This is a genomic window from Geobacter sp. AOG1, from assembly GCF_019972315.1.
GTDB lineage: Bacteria > Desulfobacterota > Desulfuromonadia > Geobacterales > Geobacteraceae > Geomobilimonas.
The window spans coordinates 3,020,498-3,041,671 of the sequence record NZ_BLIZ01000001.1; the positions used below are offsets into that span (position 1 = coordinate 3,020,498).

The 21,174-nt window shown below is 58.2% G+C and carries 19 protein-coding genes; 10 read left to right on the forward strand and 9 right to left on the reverse strand.

Translation table 11 applies throughout. The features are described from left to right. Positions 1–12 precede the first annotated feature (12 nt). From LDN04_RS13755 to LDN04_RS13780, 6 genes are read right to left on the reverse strand one after another with little or no spacing between them, the layout of a single operon-like run. On the reverse strand, positions 13–1,431 hold the full coding sequence (locus LDN04_RS13755) for an efflux transporter outer membrane subunit (RefSeq protein WP_223911696.1): 1,419 nt from the start codon (positions 1,429–1,431) through the stop codon (positions 13–15). Next, on the reverse strand, positions 1,428–4,547 hold the full coding sequence (locus tag LDN04_RS13760) for a multidrug efflux RND transporter permease subunit (RefSeq protein ID WP_223911699.1): 3,120 nt from the start codon (positions 4,545–4,547) through the stop codon (positions 1,428–1,430). Before LDN04_RS13760 ends, LDN04_RS13755 begins: the two co-directional genes overlap by 4 nt. Next, a complete protein-coding gene (locus tag LDN04_RS13765) occupies positions 4,544–7,642 on the reverse strand; it encodes an MdtB/MuxB family multidrug efflux RND transporter permease subunit (protein WP_223911702.1) in 3,099 nt (1,032 codons plus the stop codon). Before LDN04_RS13765 ends, LDN04_RS13760 begins: the two co-directional genes overlap by 4 nt. Continuing rightward, positions 7,639–8,844 (reverse strand): MdtA/MuxA family multidrug efflux RND transporter periplasmic adaptor subunit, encoded by a 1,206-nt coding sequence (locus LDN04_RS13770; RefSeq protein WP_223911705.1) that lies wholly within the window; start codon positions 8,842–8,844, stop codon positions 7,639–7,641. The genes LDN04_RS13765 and LDN04_RS13770 overlap by 4 nt, the downstream gene beginning before the upstream one ends. A gap of 36 nt (positions 8,845–8,880) precedes the next feature. Next, the gene (locus tag LDN04_RS13775) at positions 8,881–9,558 is read right to left on the reverse strand and encodes a response regulator (RefSeq protein ID WP_223911708.1); all 678 of its coding nucleotides are present in this window, start codon (positions 9,556–9,558) and stop codon (positions 8,881–8,883) included. After that, positions 9,555–10,994 (reverse strand): ATP-binding protein, encoded by a 1,440-nt coding sequence (locus LDN04_RS13780; protein ID WP_223911711.1) that lies wholly within the window; start codon positions 10,992–10,994, stop codon positions 9,555–9,557. Before LDN04_RS13780 ends, LDN04_RS13775 begins: the two co-directional genes overlap by 4 nt. 266 nt (positions 10,995–11,260) lie before the next feature. Between LDN04_RS13780 and LDN04_RS17000 the strand changes: the two genes are divergently transcribed. Further along, positions 11,261–12,118, forward strand: coding sequence for a glycine zipper family protein (locus LDN04_RS17000; RefSeq protein WP_374045171.1), 858 nt, complete (start codon positions 11,261–11,263; stop codon positions 12,116–12,118). Positions 12,119–12,231: 113 nt separating this feature from the next. Beyond that, positions 12,232–12,699, forward strand: a complete 468-nt coding sequence (locus LDN04_RS13785; protein WP_223911713.1) for a Spy/CpxP family protein refolding chaperone — start codon at positions 12,232–12,234, stop codon at positions 12,697–12,699. Between the two features lie 74 nt (positions 12,700–12,773). Here the strand turns inward: LDN04_RS13785 and LDN04_RS13790 are convergent, their stop codons facing one another. Continuing rightward, complete coding sequence (locus LDN04_RS13790) at positions 12,774–12,917, reverse strand: hypothetical protein (RefSeq protein ID WP_223911716.1); 144 nt, start codon at positions 12,915–12,917, stop codon at positions 12,774–12,776. On the opposite strand from LDN04_RS13790, the gene LDN04_RS13795 reads away from it, so the two are divergent. The 3 genes from LDN04_RS13795 to LDN04_RS13805 all read left to right on the forward strand — a co-directional run bounded on the left by LDN04_RS13795 (position 12,898) and on the right by LDN04_RS13805 (position 15,503). After that, positions 12,898–14,097, forward strand: coding sequence for a DUF3300 domain-containing protein (locus tag LDN04_RS13795; RefSeq protein WP_223911719.1), 1,200 nt, complete (start codon positions 12,898–12,900; stop codon positions 14,095–14,097). The genes LDN04_RS13790 and LDN04_RS13795 overlap by 20 nt on opposite strands. Before the next feature lie 68 nt (positions 14,098–14,165). Further along, on the forward strand, positions 14,166–15,134 hold the full coding sequence (locus LDN04_RS13800; RefSeq protein WP_223911722.1) for a DUF2950 domain-containing protein: 969 nt from the start codon (positions 14,166–14,168) through the stop codon (positions 15,132–15,134). A 147-nt stretch (positions 15,135–15,281) separates the two neighbouring features. Continuing rightward, the gene (locus LDN04_RS13805; RefSeq protein WP_223911726.1) at positions 15,282–15,503 is read left to right on the forward strand and encodes a hypothetical protein; all 222 of its coding nucleotides are present in this window, start codon (positions 15,282–15,284) and stop codon (positions 15,501–15,503) included. Between the two features lie 8 nt (positions 15,504–15,511). On the opposite strand, the gene LDN04_RS13810 is transcribed toward LDN04_RS13805, so the two are convergent. Then, a complete protein-coding gene (locus LDN04_RS13810; protein WP_223911729.1) occupies positions 15,512–16,177 on the reverse strand; it encodes a flavodoxin family protein in 666 nt (221 codons plus the stop codon). A gap of 236 nt (positions 16,178–16,413) precedes the next feature. Here LDN04_RS13810 and LDN04_RS13815 point away from each other — a divergent pair, with 236 nt between their 5' ends. Continuing rightward, positions 16,414–17,523: a hypothetical protein gene (locus tag LDN04_RS13815; RefSeq protein WP_223911732.1), complete on the forward strand. Its 1,110-nt coding sequence runs from the start codon at positions 16,414–16,416 to the stop codon at positions 17,521–17,523. An 18-nt stretch (positions 17,524–17,541) separates the two neighbouring features. Further along, positions 17,542–18,027 (forward strand): PaaI family thioesterase, encoded by a 486-nt coding sequence (locus LDN04_RS13820; protein ID WP_223911735.1) that lies wholly within the window; start codon positions 17,542–17,544, stop codon positions 18,025–18,027. 128 nt (positions 18,028–18,155) lie between these two features. Here the strand turns inward: LDN04_RS13820 and LDN04_RS13825 are convergent, their stop codons facing one another. Further along, entirely contained in the window at positions 18,156–18,509 is a 354-nt protein-coding gene (locus LDN04_RS13825) for a phage holin family protein (protein WP_223911739.1), read from the reverse strand. A gap of 174 nt (positions 18,510–18,683) precedes the next feature. Here LDN04_RS13825 and LDN04_RS13830 point away from each other — a divergent pair, with 174 nt between their 5' ends. The 3 genes from LDN04_RS13830 to LDN04_RS13840 all read left to right on the forward strand — a co-directional run bounded on the left by LDN04_RS13830 (position 18,684) and on the right by LDN04_RS13840 (position 21,043). Further along, a complete protein-coding gene (locus tag LDN04_RS13830) occupies positions 18,684–19,136 on the forward strand; it encodes an NUDIX hydrolase (protein ID WP_223911741.1) in 453 nt (150 codons plus the stop codon). 6 nt (positions 19,137–19,142) lie between these two features. After that, complete coding sequence (locus tag LDN04_RS13835; protein ID WP_223911744.1) at positions 19,143–19,946, forward strand: M23 family metallopeptidase; 804 nt, start codon at positions 19,143–19,145, stop codon at positions 19,944–19,946. Positions 19,947–20,182: 236 nt separating this feature from the next. Beyond that, positions 20,183–21,043 (forward strand): response regulator, encoded by an 861-nt coding sequence (locus LDN04_RS13840; RefSeq protein WP_223911747.1) that lies wholly within the window; start codon positions 20,183–20,185, stop codon positions 21,041–21,043. Positions 21,044–21,174: the final 131 nt, after the last annotated feature.

Sequence of the window (21,174 nt, forward strand, 5' to 3'; positions counted from 1 at the left end):
CCGTCGGGTTGGTCACTTTGGAATCCATCCCCCTCCCAACACCTTCACCAGCAAGACACTGGCGGTAAGCCTTCGCCCCAGGAGCCCCAGGGCGGTGCGCTCGTTGGCAAGGGCAGTCGATTGGGCGACCAGCACGTTGAGATAGGCCACGGTTCCTGCCTGATACTGATTCGTGGTAATGCTGACAACCTGTTCCGCAGCCTGAACCGCCTGATCCTGGACCCGCGATTCTTCTTCCAGGATGCGCAGTGCGGCCAGATTGTCCTCAACCTCCTGAAATCCGGTCAGCACCGTTTCCCGGTAGGCGGCCACCGTTGCGTCATAGGCTGCTCTCACCTGATCGGACTGGGCCTTTCGCAGGCCGCCGTCGAACAAGGTTTCCGCCACTGCCGGACCGACCGACCAGAACCGGCTCGGCCAGGAAAACCATGAGGCAAGACTCGAAGCCTCGAAACCGGCCGCACCGGAAAGGCGGATTGTCGGGAAATAGGCGGCCTTGGCAATGCCGATCTGGGCATTGGCCGCTGCCATCTTCCTTTCAGACGAGGCGATATCCGGACGCCGTTCGAGGAGTTCTGCCGGGAGACCTGTCGGGATTTGGGGAAATACGGTCGTCAATGGTGCTGCCGGCAGTGAAAATGCTGCGGGAGGTTTACCGATCAGCAGGGCTATGGCGTGTTCCAGTTGGGCACGCTGCACATCGAGATCGATCAGCTGCGCCTCGGTGGTTTTGAGCTGCGTCTCGGCCTGAAGAACATCCGATCTGGCCACCACCCCCGCGACATAGCGATTGTTCGTCAATTCCAGGGACTTCCGGTACGTGGCGAGCGTGGCGTCGAGAAGCCCTTTCTGGGCGTCCAGTATCCGCAGCTGAAAATAGTCGCTGGCGAGTTCCGCCTGGGTGCTCAGGGTCACTGCGGCCAGATCGGCGGCGCTGGCCTGGGCATTGGCCTGACTGGCTTCGACACCGCGGCGTATTCTGCCCCAGAGATCGAGCTCCCAGGTCAGATCCAGCGGGAGCTGAAAATCAGAGACCGTTGCGCCCCCGCTTCTTCCGTTACCAAGATTGGCTGAACTGCGTGAGCGTGTCGCCGAGGCGCCTGCCGAAACGGAGGGGAAGTAGCCGGCCCTGGCAGCCTGCACCAGCGCGCGCGCCTGACGGAACTGGGCCTCCGCCGCAGCAACGGTGAGATTTGAAATCGCCACCTGTTCTTCCAGGGAGTTCAACGCGGGATCGTCGTAGAGTTCCCACCACCGTTCGGGAATGTTGCCATCCCGGGGTTGCGCCACCTTCCACCCTTCCAGCTCCTTGTATACTGTCGGCATTGTTTCGACCGGGGTTGGCCTGACGTAGTCCGGACCAACCGTGCAGGCTCCCAGCAGTGGGCAGAAAACCAGTAGAATCCGTGCAGTAATGCCTGATATTTTCACGCGTCCTCCCGTTTCATTCCTATCCGTTTTCCCATCCGTCGTCCCTGCCGCTTCCTCTCCAGCCACGCCCGGAACCGGTCAAGATAAAGATACACCACCGGTGTGGTATAGAGGGTCAACATCTGGCTGAATATCAGCCCGCCGACAATGGAGATTCCCAGAGGCCGTCTGAGCTCGGAACCTACGCCGGTCCCCAGGGCCAACGGCAGCGCACCGAAAAGGGCCGCCATGGTCGTCATGATGATGGGACGGAAGCGGAGCAGGCACGCCTCGTAAATGGCCTCCCGAGGCGGCTTCCCTTCCCGCCGCTGCACGGCCAGGGCAAAATCGACCATCATGATGCCGTTTTTCTTGACGATGCCGATCAGGAGGATCACGCCGATGATGGCGATCAGGTTCAGATCGGAGCCGAAGACCATCAGGGCAACAACCGCCCCCACACCGGCCGAGGGGAGCGTCGAGAGGATGGTCAGGGGGTGGATGTAGCTTTCGTACAGTATCCCGAGAACGATGTACACTGCCACCAGGGCAAACAGGATCAGGAAAGGCTGGGTCTTGAGCGAATCCTGGAACGCCTGGGCGGTACCGGCAAATTTTCCCCTGATACTGGCCGGCATCCCCATCTGGCGGGTTGCCTCCTCCACCGCAGTGACAGCTGCACCCAGCGAAACGCCCGGCGCCAGGTTGAAGGAGGTCGTCACCGCCGGGAACTGGCTCTGGTGATTGACCGCCAGGGAGCTGGCGCCGGCCTTGTAGGAAGTGAAAGCGGACAGCGGCACCATCTGCCCTCCCGACGACAGCACGAAGATGTCCCGCAGGGTGTCGGGCTGCTGCCAGAAGGCAGGCGCCGCCTCCATGACCACATGGTACTGGTTGAGCGGCGTGTAGATGACGGACACCTGGCGCTGGCCAAAGGCGTCGTAAAGCGCTTCATCGATCTGTTGCGGAGTGATTCCCAGCCGCGAGGCGGTCGGTCGGTCAATGACCAGATCCGCCTCCAGCCCGCGGGTCTGCTGGTCGCTGCTCACATCCGCCAGCATCGGCATGCTGCGCATCTTCTGCAGCATCTTCAGCCCCCAGCTGTTCAGCTCGGTGACATTTTCCCCCTGCAGCGTGTACTGGTAGAGGGCGTTGCTGATCCGGCCGCCGACCCGCAGGTCCTGGACCGGCTGCAGGAAGGTCGGGGCACCGGGGATGTGGGCCAATTTCTTGCGCAGTCGCCCGATCACCTGGTTGGCCGTTGCCTTCCGTTGTGCAAAGGGTTTGAGAGAAACGAACATCCTGCCGGAATTGACTGTGGAACCTCCCCCGCCGCCGGTAAAGCCGATCACGTATTCCACATCCGGGTCCTGCTTGATGATCGCCAGAACCTGGGTCAGCTTGTCCCGCATGGCCTGGAATGAGATGTCCTGGGCAGCCTGGATACTTCCGGCGATCCTGCCGGTATCCTGTTCGGGAAAGAACCCTTTGGGAATGACGATGAACAGGGAGATACTCGCCATGACGGTTGCAAGCAGCACCCCCAGCATGATCCGACGATGTTCCAGCGACCAGGTGAGAGAGGTTTCGTAATGGCCGTGCATCCAGTCAAACATCCCTTCGCTGGCCCGGTAGAGTTTGCCATGGGATTTGGCTGTGTCATCCCTGAGGATGGTGGCGCACATCATGGGGGTCGTAGTGAGCGATATGAGCAGTGAAACCAGGATGGCCGCGGAGAGGGTCACGGCGAACTCCCGGAACAGACGCCCTACCATTCCCCCCATCAGCAGGATCGGGATGAAGACCGCCACCAGCGAAACGCTCATGGAGAGGACCGTAAAGGCGATCTCCCGGCTGCCGGAAAGGGCTGCCTGATACGGTGACTGCCCCATCTCCCGGTAGCGGGTGACGTTTTCCAGCACCACGATGGCATCGTCGACCACGAACCCGGTGGCAATGGTCAGGGCCATCAGAGAGAGGTTGTCGAGGGAGTAGCCGAACAGATACATGACGGCAAAGGTGCCGATGATGGATGATGCGACCGCCACCGCCGGGATCATTGTTGCCCGGACGTTGCGCAGGAACCAGAACACCACCAGGATCACAAAGATTCCGGACAAGAGCAGCGAAATCTCCACGTCATGCAGGGAGCCGCGAATGGGAGGGGTCCGGTCCAGCACGACGGAAAGCTTGACCCCCCCCGGCAGGGAGGCTTCCATCTGCGGCAGCAAGTCGCGGATGCTGTCTACGGTGTCAATGATATTAACGCCCGGTTGCCGGAAGACGATCACCATGACCGCCGGTTTGCCATTCACAAAGCCGCTGACCCGCAGATCCTCCACCGAGTCCTCGACGCTGGCCACGTCGGCCAGCCGCAGTGCGGATCCGCCATGGTAGCTGATCACCAGGTCACGATAATCGGCGGCTTTTTTCATCTGATCATTGGCATGCAGTTCCCACGAGCTGTCGCCGTTGGAAAGCATCCCCTTGGGGCGGTTGACGTTGGTGCCAGCCAGAACTGCGCGAACCTGGGCCAGGCTGATGCCGTACTTGTTGAGAGCCAGGGGATTCAACTCCGCCCTGACGGCCGGCAACGCACCCCCGCCGACGAAAACCTGACCGACCCCCTTCACCTGGGACAGTTTCTGCTGAAGAATCGACGAAGCGGCATCGTACATCCGGGGCTTGCTGACACTGTCCGAGGTAAGCGCCAGGATCATGATCGGTGCATCCGAAGGATTCACCTTGCGGTAGGAAGGGTTGCTGGGGAGGTTGGCCGGCAGATAGCTGCGGGCGGCGTTGATAGACGCCTGGACATCCCGGGCCGCACCGTTGATATCCCGGTTGAGGTCGAACTGCAGGGTGATGCCGGTGCTGCCGCGATTGCTGACGGAGGTCATTTCGGTCACCCCCGCGATCCGGCCGAACTGCCGCTCCAGGGGTGCGGCCACCGATGTGGACATGGTTTCGGGATCGGCGCCTGGCAGGGAGGCCGAAACCGAGATGGTCGGAAAGTCCACCTGGGGGAGTGGCGATACGGGCAGGAGCCGGAAGGCTATGATGCCGGACAGCAGGAGCCCCGCGGTCAGGAGCGTGGTGGCGACCGGTCTGCGTATGAAGATGGCCGAGACGTTCATGGGGTGATCGGCGCTCCGGAACTACCCTTCCCTCTTCTTCTGCGCGCCATCCGGTCGAAGGCCAGGTAGATGACCGGCGTGGTATAGAGGGTCAGAATCTGGCTGATCACCAGGCCACCGATAATCGAGATCCCCAGGGGGCGGCGGAGCTCGGAGCCCACACCGGTCCCCATGGCCAATGGCAGGGCACCCAGAAGCGCCGCCATGGTAGTCATCATGATCGGCCGGAAACGGAGCAGGCAGGCCTGATAGATCGCCTCCTCAGGCGGCTTGCCTTCGGTGCGCTCCGCGTCCAGGGCGAAATCGACCATCATGATGCCGTTCTTCTTGACGATGCCGATCAGAAGGATAATGCCGATGATGGCGATGACTGTAAGATCCTGGCGAAACAGCATCAGGGAAAGTACCGCGCCCACGCCGGCAGACGGCAGGGTGGAGAGAATGGTGAGCGGATGGATGTAGCTCTCATAGAGCACCCCCAGCACGATATAGACCGTGATCAGGGCCGCCAGGATCAGGATCGGCTCGTTGGTCAGGGAGGCCTTGAAGGCTTGGGCGGTCCCCTGGAAGCTCCCCACGATGCTGGCAGGCAACCCCAGCTGGTTCATGGTGGCTTCGATGGCATTCACGGCATGTCCCAGGGAGACGCCCGGCGCCAAGTTGAAGGAGGTAGTCACCGCAGGGAATTGCCCCTGGCGGTTGATAACCAGCGGCCCCCGGGTCTCGGTCGCCGAGGCGATGGCCGAGAGCGGCACCTGGCCGCCGCTGTTGGAGCGGACATAGAGCGCCTGCAAGCCGCCGGGGTCCTGCCGGAACTGGGGTTGGACCGCCAGAATTACCCGGTACTGGTTCAGTTCGGTGAAGATGGTCGAGACCTGGCGCTGGCCAAAGGCGTCGTAGAGGGCATCGTCGATATTCTGCGGGGTAACGCCGAACCTGGCGGCCGTGGGGCGATCGAAGTTCAGCATCATCTGCAGCCCCTGATTCTGCTGATCGCTGCTCACATCCCGCAATTCACTCCGCTTTTGCAGCCCTTCCACGACACGAGGAGCCCAGGTCGCAAGTTCATCGGAGTTGGGTGTTTCCAGGGTAAACTGGTACTGGGTACGACTGACCCGGGCATCCACCGTCAAATCCTGTACCGGCTGCATGAAGAGGGTGATACCCGCCACCTGGGCCAGTTTGGGCTGCAGGCGACGGATGACCTCCGTGGCGTTGGCATCCCTCATGCTCAACGGCTTCAGGTTGATCTGAATTCTGCCGCTGTTGAGTGTGGTGTTTGTGCCATCGACCCCGATGAATGAAGAAATGCTCTCCACGGCCGGGTCTTCGAGAATCACTTTGGCAAGCGCCTGCTGTTGCTCGGCCATGGCAGGAAACGAGATGGTTTGCGATGCCTCCGATATCCCCTGGATGACCCCGGTATCCTGGACCGGGAAGAACCCCTTGGGTATCAGTATGTAGAGCAGGACGGTCAGCAACAGGGTTCCCGCGGCCACGGTCAGGGTGGCGGTCTGGTGCCGCAGCACCCACTGAAGCGAGCGGCCGTAGGAGGCGATCAGGCGCTCGAAGAATTGCCCCGATGCGTGGTAGAAGCGTCCCTGGCGTTCATCCGGGACATGCTTCAGGATGCGGGCGCACATCATCGGCGTCAGGGTCAGCGAGACGGCCGCCGAAATCAGGATCGTCACCCCCAGGGTAACGGCAAACTCGCGGAACAGCCGCCCTACCACATCCCCCATGAAGAGGAGCGGGATCAGGACCGCGATCAGTGATACCGTCAGCGACAGGATGGTGAAGCCGATCTGTTTAGCCCCCTTAAGTGCGGCCTCCAGGGGCGTTTCCCCCTCCTCCACATAGCGGGAGATGTTCTCGATCATGACAATGGCATCGTCCACCACGAAGCCGGTGGAGATGGTCAGCGCCATCAGGGTAAGGTTGTTCAGGCTGTAGTTCAGCAGGTACATGACACCGAAGGTGCCCACGAGCGACAGCGGTACGGCCACGCTCGGTATGGTGGTGGCCGGCAGGTTGCGCAGAAAGAGGAAGATGACCATCACGACCAGAGCCACGGCCAGAAGCAGTTCGAACTGCACATCCTTGACCGATTCCCTGATGGTGACGGTCCGGTCGGTCAGGGGGGTGACCTTCACCGAGGCGGGGAGTGCCGACTGCAACTGGGGCAGAAGCTGCTTGACCCGATTCACCACTTCGATGACGTTGGCTCCCGGCTGGCGCTGGATGTTGACGATCACCGCCGGAGTTGTGTTCATCCAGGCCGCCTGGTTGACGTTTTCCGTGTCGTCGATGGCGTCCGCCACGTCCTTGAGCTGGACCGGAGCGCCGTTTTTGTAGGCAATTACCAGGGAACGGTAGTCCTTGCTGGTAAAGAGCTGATCGTTGGCGCCGATGATGAAGGATTGCCGGGGCCCGTCAAAACTCCCCTTGGCCTGGTTCACGTTGGCTGCGGCTAGTGCTGCGCGCAGGTCTTCAAGGGTCAGACCGTAGGATGCCAGGGCGGTCGGGTTGGCATGAATCCTCACCGCAGGGCGCTGCCCACCACTGATACTGACCAACCCCACCCCCGGAAGCTGGGATATTTTCTGGGCAAAACGGGTATCGGCCAGATCCTCCACTTTCGGCAGCGGCAGGGAATCGGATGAGAGCGCCAGGGTCAGAATCGGTGCGTCGGCCGGGTTGACCTTGCTGTAGACCGGCGGGTTGGGCAGATCTTTGGGGAGAAAGCTGAAACCGGCGTTGATGGCGGCCTGGACCTGCTGTTCGGCCACATCCAGAGGGAGTTCGAGCGTGAACTGCAGAGTGATCACCGAACTGCCGTGGGAACTGGTGGAGGTCATCTGGGTCAGCCCCGGCATCTGGCCGAACTGGCGCTCCAGGGGTGCTGTTATGGAAGAGGCGATGACATCGGAACTGGCGCCGGGATAAAAGGTGCGCACCTGGATGGTGGGATAATCCACCTGCGGCAGAGCGGAAACCGGCAGCTGTTTGTAGGCAACGGCGCCGGCCAGGATGATGGCGATCATCAGCAGGGTGGTGGCAACCGGTCGCAGAATGAAAAGACGAGAAAAATTCATTTGTTGGGTGTCCTACCCTTCTCCTTCACTTCGACCTTGCTCCCCTCCCGCAGCCGCTCCGCACCGTCTACGACCACCTGCTCTCCTACCGCCAGACCTTCGACGACGGTAGCTTCCCCTCCCTGGGTAATACCGATCCTGACCGCTCGCATGGCCACCGTTTTGTCCGGCCGCAGTACAAAGACAAATGCCCCTTGAGGGTTTCGCTGAATGGCAGCCGACGGGATGATGATGGCATCTTTCTTCACATCCAGCAGGAGCCGGGCATTGACGAACTGATTAGGAAAGAGCTCGCTGTTCCGGTTGGCAAAGACCGCTTTGAGCTTGACCGTCCCCGTTGCCGGGTCGATCTGATTGTCGACGGTGGCAAGTTCTCCGGCAGCCAGATTCTGCTTCATCTCGCGGTCGAAGGCTTCGACGGTCAGCCGCCCCCCCTTCATCTTTTGCAGAACCTGGGGCAGGCTGTCTTCGGGGAGCGGAAATACCACCGCAATCGGCTGCACCTGGGTGATCGTCAGCAAGCCGCCCGTATCGGTAGCATGCACCATGTTCCCCGGGTCCACGAGACGCAGGCCGGCCCTGCCGCTGATGGGAGCCGTGATGCGGCTATAGGTGAGGTTGAGTCTGGCACTGTCGATTTGTCCCTGGTCAATCTTGACGGCCCCCTCATTCTGCCTGACCAGCGCCTCCTGGGTATCCAGCTGTTGCCGGGGTATGGAATCCTGTCTCCAGAGGGTGCGGTAACGCTCCAGGTCCAGTCGGGCATTGTTCAACTGTTCCCGGTCGCGGGCCATCTGTCCCTCGGCCTGGGTCAACTGCACCTGGAACGGTCGCGGATCGATGACCGCCAGCAGGCTTCCCTTGGTGACATTCTGCCCCTCGCGAAAATGGACCTCCATCAATTGGCCGTCAACACGGCTGCGGACCGTCACGGTGTTCAGGGGGGTCACGGAGCCCAGGCCGGTCAGGTAGAGATTCATGTCGCCGGTGCGGGCAGCAGCCACGAATACCGGCATTGGCAGTACGGCCCCCTTTTTGCCCGCCGCAGATGCTGACGATGGAAGCTGCCGTTCTTTCCAGACAGCAAAGAAACCGCCGGCAATCAGGCAGAGCAGTATGATCCAGAACCACCACTGCTTGAAGAATGGCCGTTTGGCGGGGTGTGGATTTGATTCGATTGTTTCGCTACCATTTTCTTGCATGCGTACGTCCCTCGATTTCATTGGCTATCTGTGTTTTCACTGCAGTTCGTCATATTTATACCCGACCCCATACACCGAATGGATCAGCTCGGTTTCCGGGGATATGCCAGCAATTTTCTTGCGCAGGTTCTTGATGTGGCTATCGATGGTCCGGTCGCTGACAATGCGTTGATCGGGATAGATATGATCCATAAGCTGGTCGCGACCATAGATGCGGCCGGGATTGGCCGCGAGAAAGCTGAGCAATTTGAATTCGACAACGGTAAGTTCCAGGTCTCGGCCGCTCAGCGTCGCCTGAAAGCGCTCTTCGTCCAATCGAAGCAGGATATTCACACCGGACGGTTGTTGGTTGGTGAATCTGCGTAACACCGCCTTGACGCGGGCCACCACCTCCCGGGGGCTGAACGGTTTGCAGATGTAATCGTCAGCACCGAGTTCGAGGCCGAGGAGCCGGTCGATTTCCTCGATGCGGGCAGTCACCATGATAATCGGCACCGTTGAAAACGAGCGGATCTCCTTGCAGATATCCATGCCGCTCTTCCCCGGCAGCATCAGGTCCAGCAGGATCAGGGCCGGCATCCTTTCTCGAACCAGCGGCAGGACATCCAGGCCGTTCTCCAGACAACGCGGTTCATACCCGGCCTGGAGCAGGTAATTACTCAGGAGTCGCGCCAGCTTGGGTTCGTCTTCGACAATCAGAATGGCATCATTCATCGGTGACTTTCCGCCAGTGGCAGGGTTATTCTTATCCAGACACCGCCAAGGGGCGAAGGGAAAGCTTCTATCGCACCTTCATGGGCTTCGACGATATTGCGGCAGATCGCAAGGCCCAGGCCCGCTCCACCGGTGGCCCTGCAGCGTGATGCTTCCACCCGATAGAGACGATCGAACAGCTTCCCCCGTTCTTCTTCAGAAACACCCGGTGCACTATCCTTAAAATCGACGATTACCCCTCCGTTTGCCGATTCGAGCGTTACGTCAAGCGCCCCCCCGGTATCGGTATATTTTTGGGAATTTTCCAGCAGGTTGCCGAAGAGTTGCGCCAAACGCTCTGCATCTGCGTAGACGGGAACCGCCCCCTGTGGCACGTCCACATGTAAGGAAACCTTGTTCTCGGCAAATTTCGGTCGAACGCGGTTGATCGATTCCGTGAGGATCTCCGACAAGTTTACCTCGGATTTTCGGTATGCAAGGGCTCCCACGTCGGAAAGGGCCAATTGGTACAGATCATCGACGAGCCTGTTAATGCGGAAAACCTCAACCTGGAGGGAAGAGATCGATTCGTACGACAGATCCTGGACCCCGTCCTGGATAGCCTCTATTTCGCCCCCCAGAATGGCCAGCGGGGTCCGCAATTCATGGGATATGTCGGCCACGAACTGGCGACGGGCCTGCTCGTTTTTGTCGAGACTCAGCGCCAATGCGTTGAAGTCCCGGGAAAGGTGACCGAACTCGTCGTCGGACTCGACGGGAACCCGAATGTCGTAACGCCCCGACGAAAGATGGCTGGTGGCTGCAGCCAGCTTTCTGAGCGGACGGACCAGACGACGCGCCAGGGGAAGCGCTATCGCGGCCGCAACGAGCAGCATGAGCAGGGCAACGAAAGCAAAAACCAGTTTCTGCTCTTTGACGAATCTGAGCTGATGGATATCCGAAAGAAATTTACTGGGGAGAAGCCCCAGATACCCCACCACCTTCCCGTTGAAGTCAATTGGTTTGAAGGTTTCGATGTCTGAGGGATTGCTCGTGCCGAAGATCTGCTCCCGACGGGCGTTCAGGACGACGATACGTCTTTCCAGACGAAAGTAACGTCTCAGGGGGGATGGTTCAGGATGGTTAAGAGAGTCACGCTTCAGTTCATTGGCAACTACAGAAGAGAGGGGTTGGGTGGAATCCTCGGCGACCGTTTCACTGATTAACCTTGCTATCTCGTCGGGTGTCTTCCGCAGGGATTCCCAGCCATTCCCCGTGCCGTAAGCCCGTCCGAGTTTCACCGCCAGGCGGTCCATGCGGTTTTGTTCGAGTTGGTTAACGTACTTGAGAAAACCGCGATTCATACTCCACTGCATGAGCAGGAACATGCAGAGGACTATGATTGCATTGGCAGCGAGAATCGCCACAAATACCCTATGGGTTACATTCATTTTCATCGTTTCACAACTCGTACTCATGGAATTGACTGCGTGAGTCAGATGAAATCGTAATCAGTTTTCAGAAAAAATAAAAGCGTGATTCCGGATAGTGGGCAAAAATCCACATTCTCTCCATATTCATTCCACATTATTGAGGTACGTTGTTTCCAGAAAGCAGCAATAACAACAATGACGAACTACCCATAGAGAGTATTCCCAGGCGTAAGGACATTGGATGTGTCTTCTCCGCCTTTACCGACAGGAGGTATGTACCCATGAGATCCATGCAACGAATCAAACCACTTCTCCTGGTGCTGGTGTTGGGCGGTTGCGCAACCCTTCCACCGGGACCGTCCGTCAACGTCCTGCCGGCACAGGGGAAATCATTTGATACGTTCCGAACCGACGACGCGACCTGCAGGCAGTGGGCACAGCAACAGATAGGGATAGCGGCGCAGGAGACCTACGAAACAAATGTTGCTACAGGGGCAGTCGTCGGGACGGCTGTAGGAACAGGGCTCGGCGCAGCTTTAGGTTCAGCTTCCGGTCACACCGGTGCGGGTGCCCTCATCGGAGCCGCAAGCGGGCTTCTCGTCGGGACGGCTGCGGGCTCGGATTCTGGTAGGGTATACGGCAGGGAAGCACAGCGCAGATATGACAATGCCTATGTTCAGTGCATGTATTCCTATGGGAATCAGGTGCCAGGATACCGCTCTCGTGGAGTAGCCGCGCCCCCTGCCACACCTCCCCCGCCAGCTGTGATGGTTCCACCCGACAGCCAGCCAGAGATCTTGTCACCGCAAGACTACCCCTCTCCCGCCGAGGTGGATATGGATGACGCCCCACAGTTCATCTATTCACCTGCACTCAGGCTGTATGTGGCAGTCGGGGTTCCTTATGACCTGGTCTTTACGGGGAGCGACTATCTGTACTTGTACGGCGGGCGTTGGTATCGTGGGCCTTATTACAACGGCCCGTGGGTACTCGCCCCGGGGAGATATTTCCCACCAGCTTTACGCAGGTATCGAATTGACTCAATCCGTCATTTCCGTGACGTGGAGTACGGGCGATATGTGCACGATCGAGAGCATTTTGATGGACGATTCCATCGTCCTGCATTTCGTGGCGGAAGGCAGAGATAGTGCGTGGAAAGAACAGTGACAAAAGGGAGGTGATACATCGCGTATACCAGAAAAAATGGAGATTGTTTCTTGGGCAGAAAGATACTCATTCAGTATTCAGAAAGGAAATCGTTATGTCAGTATCAAGAATCGTAGTGATGTGTTGTATCGCGGCGTTAACGGCATTTGCAAGCATCGCGCAAGCAAGAGATGGGGGATGTGACGGTGACGGGTATTGTGGTAGCCATCAGCGACAACATTTCAAGAAATTTGGGGAAAAACTTGGTCTGACCGACGCACAGAAAGCGCAGGCAAAGGTGATTTTTCAAGGGAACAAAGCGGTTGTGAAACCGATGGTTGCAAATTTGCGCACTGAGAAGAAAAACCTTCGGGATCTGATGCATGCCGATACCATCGATGAAGCGGCAATCCGTGCGGAAACTGCCAAAATAGCCGCAATTCAGGCCGACCTCAATGTTGACAGGGCGAAGGTTGGGGCACAGTTTCGCGCTATCCTGACCCCCGCGCAGTTGGAAACCTTGAAATCCTTACGCCAGAAAAGTCACAAAGATGACGCCACTCCTATTGTTCCTGCTGAATAACGATGTATGCTCCTGTGAGACCTCCTGGCAACAGGAGGTCTCCGGCTCTTTGCACCTTTCACGCCGCATCCCAGTTATTGACCTGCCAGAAAACGGCCGTAGACGCGAATGGCATCGAGTTCCACGTATATCTGCTCTGCCAGTTTGTGGTAAACTTTACCACTACGAGTGCAACAGCCGAAGTTCATGGAGAGGCACATGACAAGAATTCTGATCACCCTACCTGCAGCACTCCTCGCCTTGGGTCTTTTCGCAGGACAGGTCGCAATCGCCGACAGTGACCAGTATGCTCCTCCCGACACAATGGAAGAGGGGAATGCTACTCTTTTCACTGCGGAGGAACTGGATGATTTGCTCGCTCCTATTGCGCTCTACCCTGATCCGTTGCTCGCCCAGATCCTCCCGGCGGCGACGTTTATCGATGAGATCGATTTGGCGGCTCGTTATGTGGGACAGTACGGGAAATCCGCCCGGATCGACGACCAGCTGTGGGATGTGAGTGTCAAGGCCGTGGCCCATTATCCCGACGTGCTCTTCATGATGGACCAGAAGTATGACTGGACCGTGTCTCTGGGGCAGGCTTACGCCAGTCAGCCGCAGGATGTGATGGACGCGATCCAGCGCCTGCGTGCAGAGGCAGAGGCTGAGGGCAATCTCGTATCCACTGCTGAGCAACAGGTGGTCGACGAAGGAGGGGTCATCAGTATCGTTCCGGCCGAACCCGCTGTGGTGTATGTCCCCCAGTACGATCCCATGGCGGTTTACGTTGAAGCCCCCCCAGCTGGATACGGGTTCATTTCCTTTGGCATCGGATTCACGATCGGTGCCTGGCTGAACCGCGATTGCGACTGGCATAGGCATCGTGTCTACTACCACGGTTGGCAAGGAGGCGGCTGGATCAGCCGCTCCCGCCCGCATATCAGTGTCGGGAACAATGTCTACATCAGCAACAGTTACCGCGAAGTAGCTGTCAACAACAAAGTAATCCGCCACGATACGGTACGCTACCGTGAGGAGCTTCGTCGAAACGTGCAGCTCCAACGTGCGCGCACTGGCCGCACATTGCCTCCGGCCAGAGTTGTACAGCCCGGTCCGGCCTCAACGGGAAGTCGCCCGCCGGCACGTCCAGCCACGACGGACGTGTACCGTGGCCGTGACGTCCAGAAGGCACAACCAGCATCGCAAACGGGTTATGGCGGCTACGGCAACCGCAAGGACGCTACTACGTACCGCGAACGCGGCCAGACCAGCAGGGGGGCCACACAACAATTCACCCGGCCGGTCCCGGCACAACGCCCGGCGGTTCCCAGCCCCAGGCCAGCCCCGACCCCGACCCCGACGCAGCAGCAAGCTCCCCGCCAAGCACCGGCTGGGGGGGGGAGACTGCAACAACGTTAGGTTGACCCCGCTGGCGTCAACACTTGTGCCTGCAGATTACTGGTCCTGTTCAAGAAAGGAACACTGGTATGATAAGAGATATTCGGAGAATCATGTTCTGGGGCATGGGAATGTGGTGCCTGGCCGTACTACTGGGACTGGCGGCATTCCCGACTGGCAGCTTCGCCACCCAGCCTGAGACGGTGCAGCAGGTTTTCGCCTCGCCGGAAGAGGCCCGGCAAGCTTTGCTCAGTGCTGTTCAGAAAAAAGACCATGGAGCTTTGAGGGAGATTTTTGGTCCGGTTGCCCGTGAGCTCGAACCGGGCGACCCGGTGGAACAGGCCACTGAATTCGACCACTTTGCCAGCCACTTGGCGGAGGGAGCCGAACTCGTCAAAGAGGGAGAAACAAAAGCAATCCTCGTTATCGGCGCGAAAAAATGGCCTTTCCCCGTACCAATCGTCAAGAAAGGTACCAGCTGGCTTTTTAACACGGAAGAGGGGCGCGAAGAAATCCTCAACCGCCGCATAGGCCATAACGAACTGCTTGCCATCAATGTCTGTCGGGCTTATGTGGAGGCACAGCATGAATATTACAGCATGCCGGAACCGGATGGCGACCAACTACCGAAATATGCCCAGCACATGATCAGCAAACCAGGCAAAAAGGATGGCCTCTACTGGCCGACCGTAGCCGGTGAGAAAGAGAGCCCACTCGGTCCGCTGGTCGCTAAAGCGAAGGAAGAAGGGTACATGCAACCGCGCAAAGAGGGGGAGCGTGGCCCACGGCCTTACAATGGCTACTATTTCCGGATTCTCAAGCAGCAGGGACCGAGCGCCCCAGGCGGGAAATTCAGTTACGTCATCAACGGCAACATGGTAGCCGGCCATGCGCTGGTCGCCTACCCCGCCCGGTGGGGGGTCTCGGGAGTGATGACGTTCATCGTGAATCAACGGGGCAGGGTGTATGAGAAGAATCTGGGATCGAAAACGGCAGAAATTGCACGCAAAATGACGAGCTATAATCCGGACCAGACCTGGAAGCTGGTTGAACCATAATTCACATACCCCAGCAAAAAAGGGGCGGTAAACTGGCCCGGTTGGGGTGACCTTGGCATATCCAGGTCCCTCAGTAATAACAAATTGACATTAGTCTCCATGCTGATTTATAACCATTTTTAACGCTACGCAACATGGAGAGAAAAAATGCCCGGTTCCTATCCCGACCCCCGGTCCTATGCCGATACCGCCCTGCATGCACTTGAGCAGGCTTACGCGGAGAGCCCCGACTCCCATACCAGTTCGCTGATCATGACGGCAATGGAAGCAATCAGACGCCTGGCGCAGGAAATCAAGAGTGTCGCCGTTGCCGAAGGAGGGGTGGAACTCGACCCCCATGAACTTAACGATTTCAACTCCGCTATCTGACCCCCGACCTACCCTTTCTTCTGCCAGAACTCCCGTTCGAAGGGCCAGTACTCCTGCATGTACCCTACCACCCCCTGCATCCGGGCTCTGAACGCCTGCCGGAACGCATCCTGTTCGGGGAATTCCCGCTTTTCACGGACCGCGGCGCAAAGTGCCCCGCCCAGTTCCCGCGCCCTTCCATACAGTTCGTCCTCGTTGGGAAAGGTGCGCACCCCGGCCTGAGCAGAGCCAACGCTGCCGACCGTCAGCGCTCCCAAGGTCCCTGCAACATGCGCCATGTAGGCGAGCACCTCATCGTCATCGCCACTCCCCGAGGTCTCCACGAGCGCCGCGTACTTGCCGTCAAGAGCCATGCAATGGATAAGACCGTTACAGCGATCGAAGAACGTCTTCATCTGGGCGGTGACACTGAAGATATAGTTGGGGCTGGCGAGAATGAACGCATCGCACCCCAGGAGCTGTTCCTTGATCGATTCATAGTCGTCTGGCAGGGGACAGATGCCAGTCCTGTGGCAGGCATCGCATGCAACGCACGGTTGCATCCCGGCCTGGGCCAAAGAGACAATCTCCACCTCTCCACCCCCCCCACGAACACCAGCCAGCACTTCTTCCAGCAGCCGTCCCGTGTTTCCCTGCATGCCGCGCGGGCTGCCAATAAGAGCAAGAATTTTCATCGGTACTCCCCTTCCCGGATTAAATTGCCACCATTCATGGTCGGCACGCTGACATTTTGCCCCAGTTGTCGGCTACCCGCAAGGGATTTCCGCCGCATTTTCCCCCTTGCCTCGCCCCACCGTAAAATGGTATATATATCAAGCCTGTGAACCACAGGGGACGTCTCCTGTGGTTTTTATTTTGTCCGGAACGTGAGCCGTTATCGACGCTACGCCTTCCCTCCAAGGAGTCTTTCGTGAAGCACCAGCTTTCCCCCTCTTTCCTCAGGACATACCTGCTGCTACTTGCCACCCTCGCCCTGACCGGCTGCGGAAACCAAACCACCTCGCAGCCTCCGACTGCAAATAAGGCAAGTACCGCAAGCCCCCCCGTAACCGCAAGCACCCCGGCACCTCCTGCAGTTCAGGCCCAAAACACCGCCGCAGCCCGCAAAGCGGCCGCATTTGCCGCGCAAACCTCTGCCGCGCGTAAGGCCCCCAAGATAAAGTACAATGCCGGAGAAGACCCCGATTTTGCCAACAAATGCGGTTGGCCGGTTAAGTGCCCGACGCCCCTCCCCGGCTCGATCCTGCCCCAGAAGCGAATCGTGGCCTACTACGGCAATCCCCTTTCCAAGAAAATGGGAGCGTTGGGAGAATTCCCGAAGGACGACATGCTGCGCCGCCTGAAGGGAGAAGTGGCCCGGTGGGAGAAAGCGGACCCCTCTACCCCGGTACAACCCGCGCTGCACCTGATCGCGGTTGTGGCACAGGGAGAGCCGGGTAAGGCGGGCAAGTACCGGATGATCATACCTGACGCCATCGTGAACCAGGTGTACGGGTGGGCAAAAGAGGCGAACGCCATCCTGTTCATCGACATCCAGACCGGGCACGACGACATCCGGACCATCCTCCCCCGCTTTGAATGGCTGCTGAAAAATCCGGACGTGCACCTGGGGATCGACCCGGAATTCAACCTCATCGCAAGCAAGAAGAAACCGGGGACCAAGATCGGTACCTATGACGCAGCGGACATAAACTATGCCTCCGGTTACCTGAAAGACCTGGTAAAGAAGTACAACCTCCCCCCCAAGGTGTTCATCGTGCACCGTTTTACCCGCAACGGCGTGACGAATTCCCGGAACATCGTGCTGCGCCCCGAGGTGCAGATCGTCATGAACATGGACGGCTGGGGCGCCCCCTGGCTGAAGCGGGATTCATACAAGGATTACGTGGTAGCCGAACCGGTGCAGTACACCGGCTTCAAGCTCTTCTACCACAACGACACGAAGAAGGGGGACCCGCTGCTGACCCCTCAGGACGTGCTCAAACTCCACCCGAAGCCGGTCTATATCCAGTACCAGTAATTCTAGCGAGGAGTTCCCATGGGAAATAACGAAGTTCAGGGGCACTGGCCCGGTTCCTGTTTCGGCTGTTCGAGCAGGAACCTCAAGGGATTGCAGCTCCGTTTTTTCCACACGGAAGAAGGATGCGTAACCAGCTGCACGATTCCCGATACCTACTGCGGTTTTGACGGCCTGGTTCACGGCGGCATAATCGCCACGCTGCTGGACGAGGCGGCAGGATGGTCGCTGTTCGCCCGCATCGGACGGCTCGGCGTCACCCGGGAAATGACGACACGCTACCTGAAGCCGGTGCCGACCAACATGGAACTTCGGGTGGAAGGAATAATCGTGAGCCATGACGAACGGAACGCCGACGTCCGTTCCACCATCCATTCCGCCGACGGCACGTTACTGGCGGAAGGAGACAGTGCCTGGGCATTCCCGCGGCTCGGGCGGATAGCCGCCCTGGCGAACGTGCCGGAGGGGACATTGCAGCAGTTTCTCGACGACTGTTGCCGGAAATAGGCGCTCCATCCCCTCGTGCAGACACATATCCCCCGCTGCACAACAAAAAAGGCCCGCTTGCGCAGGCCTTTTCCATTCCGAACCATGTCAGCATGCCGACCATACGCCGGTCAGGATTGCACATTTGCCTACCTGCTGTTATTCGATCCGATGAACAGGCTCAACAGAAAGCTTACAATACTGAAAACGAATGCGGCAATGAAGGCCTGCCCGAAGCCGGCGACATGGAATCCCCTGACCAGCATGGACGCCAGATAGAAGAGAAAGGCGTTGATAACGAGGGTGAAGAGACCGAGGGTGACGACCGTTACCGGGAGGGTAAGAAAGATGAGGATCGGCCGGAGAAAGGCGTTCAGAAGTCCGAGTACGACGGCAGCTGCAAAGACGGTCATCCAGTTGTCGAGGGAAACCCCCGAGACGAGGTGGGCAACGACAAGGAGTGCCGTGCTGTTTATGATCCATCTCACAATCAATTGTTTCATGCCATCCTCCCGGTAGATAACGGAGCATTCTGTCCCTGTATTGTTCCCGGACGGGTAACCTTACCACAATCGTCAGCGAATGGCGACTGCCTAAATCATCACAACGATGACTGCGGTGGACACCCGTTCCTGCCGTGCTACCATTGATGCATCAGAGTCTAAGGGGGAGATTCCATGGACAACCCGAGACACGACATCGTTGTCAGTTGCCTGGTGCGCGATGCTACCGACCAGATACTTCTCATACGTCACCACAAGCGGGGCTGGGAAATTCCCCAGGGAAAGGTCGAGGAGGGTGAAGGCATTATTGCTGCCCTCCACCGGGAGGTGCGTGAGGAGACCGGCGTGATGATTGAACCGGGTCCGCTCGCCTGCGTCTGGTCGAAGCTTTCCCCCCCTACCGCTCTTGTCTTCACCTTCATCGCCCGGCATACGGGGGGGGCCCTGCAACCAAGCGCTGAAAGTCCGGAGGTTGGTTGGTTCCCCCCTGTCGAAGCACTCGCGCTCGTCACCCACCAGGTGACACGTGACCGTCTCCTGGCGCTTCTCGGCTTCGCGGGTACCGTTACCTTCCGCACCTACACAACCAACCCCTACCAGGTGCATACCACCGACCGACCGGAGTGATTCGTCATGTCGCAGACTCACGTAACATTGAACATCGGGCTTACCGTCATCCTTGTTGTCCTGCTCAGCATGCTCCATGCAGGCACCTGCTTCAGCGCCGGCACGCAACCAGCCGATGCCCAACAACCGGTCATCCTGGACGGAGCATCGTGTGTTGCCTGCATGGAATTCGACCGTCTCACTACCCAGGTACGCGACGGGCTGATTGGAAAAGAGATTGCCAAAACAGAAGTGCAACGGATCCTTCCACTCATTCGTGATTACTACTATACCCATGGCGGCAAGGATTACGGCAGCGCCGACTGGGTCTTCCCCCTGGCCGGCTACACACCACGGGCGATCGCAGGGGGCAGGCGGCATGGTTACGAACCCCGCGGCTACGACTGGTTCGCCGGCAACCGGCATGCGGCCCACCCCGCCCTCGACATCTTTATCCATGACCGTAACCAGGATGAACGGGACGACCGTACCGGCAACTACGTACCGGTCCTCTCCATGACCGGCGGTATCGTTGTCGCCATGGCCCCCGACTGGCAACCCGGCAGCAACCTACGCGGCGGCAAATACCTGTGGATATACGATCCGGCAACCGACTCACTCCTCTACTACGCCCACAACCGGGAATTGGCCGTCAACCTCGGCACAGTCGTGAACCCCGGCGACAAAATTGCCACTGTCGGGAGGACCGGCTATAATGCCGCCAAAAAACGTTCGCCTACCCATCTGCATCTCTCTTGGCTGAAGATCAAAAATGGCTCTCCCGTGGCGGAATACCCGTACCAAGTTCTTCTTAAAAGCCACACACACTAAGTTTAAATCACCAGCTACCACCTCAAAAGCCTGGCGGTCAAGCCGTTAGGCGGTCGACCCCCGCCCAGCAGCCTAAAGCACGAGCCTTTCATACCCTTTCGTCACTCTATCCGCTACACACGTCCTGCAAAAAATTGCATCCATCCAAAAATTTCTCCGCAATATATACTTGGCAAATAGCGTACATGTTGGTATAATCTAATTATTATTTGTTATGCAACATGCAAGGAGCAATCATGAACCAACTTTTGACGTGGCTGGAAGAGCGTGAACTCGACATCGCGGCAATCTACCATACAGCCTCCCTTCTTTTTGCCGATGATCACGGCTTTGCCCGTTTCCTGAAGACCCTTGCCGCCCAGGAAAACGACCATGGCGACTTTTTCCATACCGTTGCGGAGAGCGACACCTGTCCTTCCCTGGAAGAACTCAAGCAACAGTTCAGTTCTGTCACCGGTGATAACATGGAAAGCATTCTGAGAACAGCCCGACACCGCATTGCCGACCCGCACCTTACCAAGAAAGGGATGATAGAACTCATCGCCGCCCTTGAATTTTCCGAATGGAATTCACTGTTCCTCTACGTGATGGGCTGGGCCGCAGGCGAGGACCGCGTGTTTCAGCGGATGGTTGCCGAAATCGAACACCATCGGCGGACGATCGAAGATTACTTTGAGAGACAGCCTGAACATGACGAATATCTGCAGATAATCCGCAACTTGGCTCCCCTCTGGCAAAAACGCATCCTGATACTGGAGGACGACCCGGACATGACCAGGCTCCTCACCATCATCATGTCGCCCTATGGCAAGCTGGTTGTCACCCATAGCGGCAGGGAAGCCCTGGCGCGGCTGCGCCAGAAGCATTTCGACGCCATCGTTTCTGATGTGGAGATGCCGGAAATGAACGGCGTCGAATTTTATCGTCAGGCCATCTCTATCGATCCGGCCATCGGCAGACATTTCCTCTTCCTGACTGGCACCACGCGGTCTAAAGATCTTTCCTTCATAAAGAACATCGGTGTATCTCAGCTGAAAAAACCGGCCAAGCTCGCCAAGATTCGGGAAGCAGTGGTCGGCATACTCCAGGCCGCGTGACCAGTGAACAAACCGTTTTCTCCCCCGCGTACCTTGACACGCCCCGGCAATGGGATTATCCTTACCCAGCTCCATTACATCGCAAATTTCATAATAAACTCTATTGATTTTGTCTCCGACTCTGGTAATTC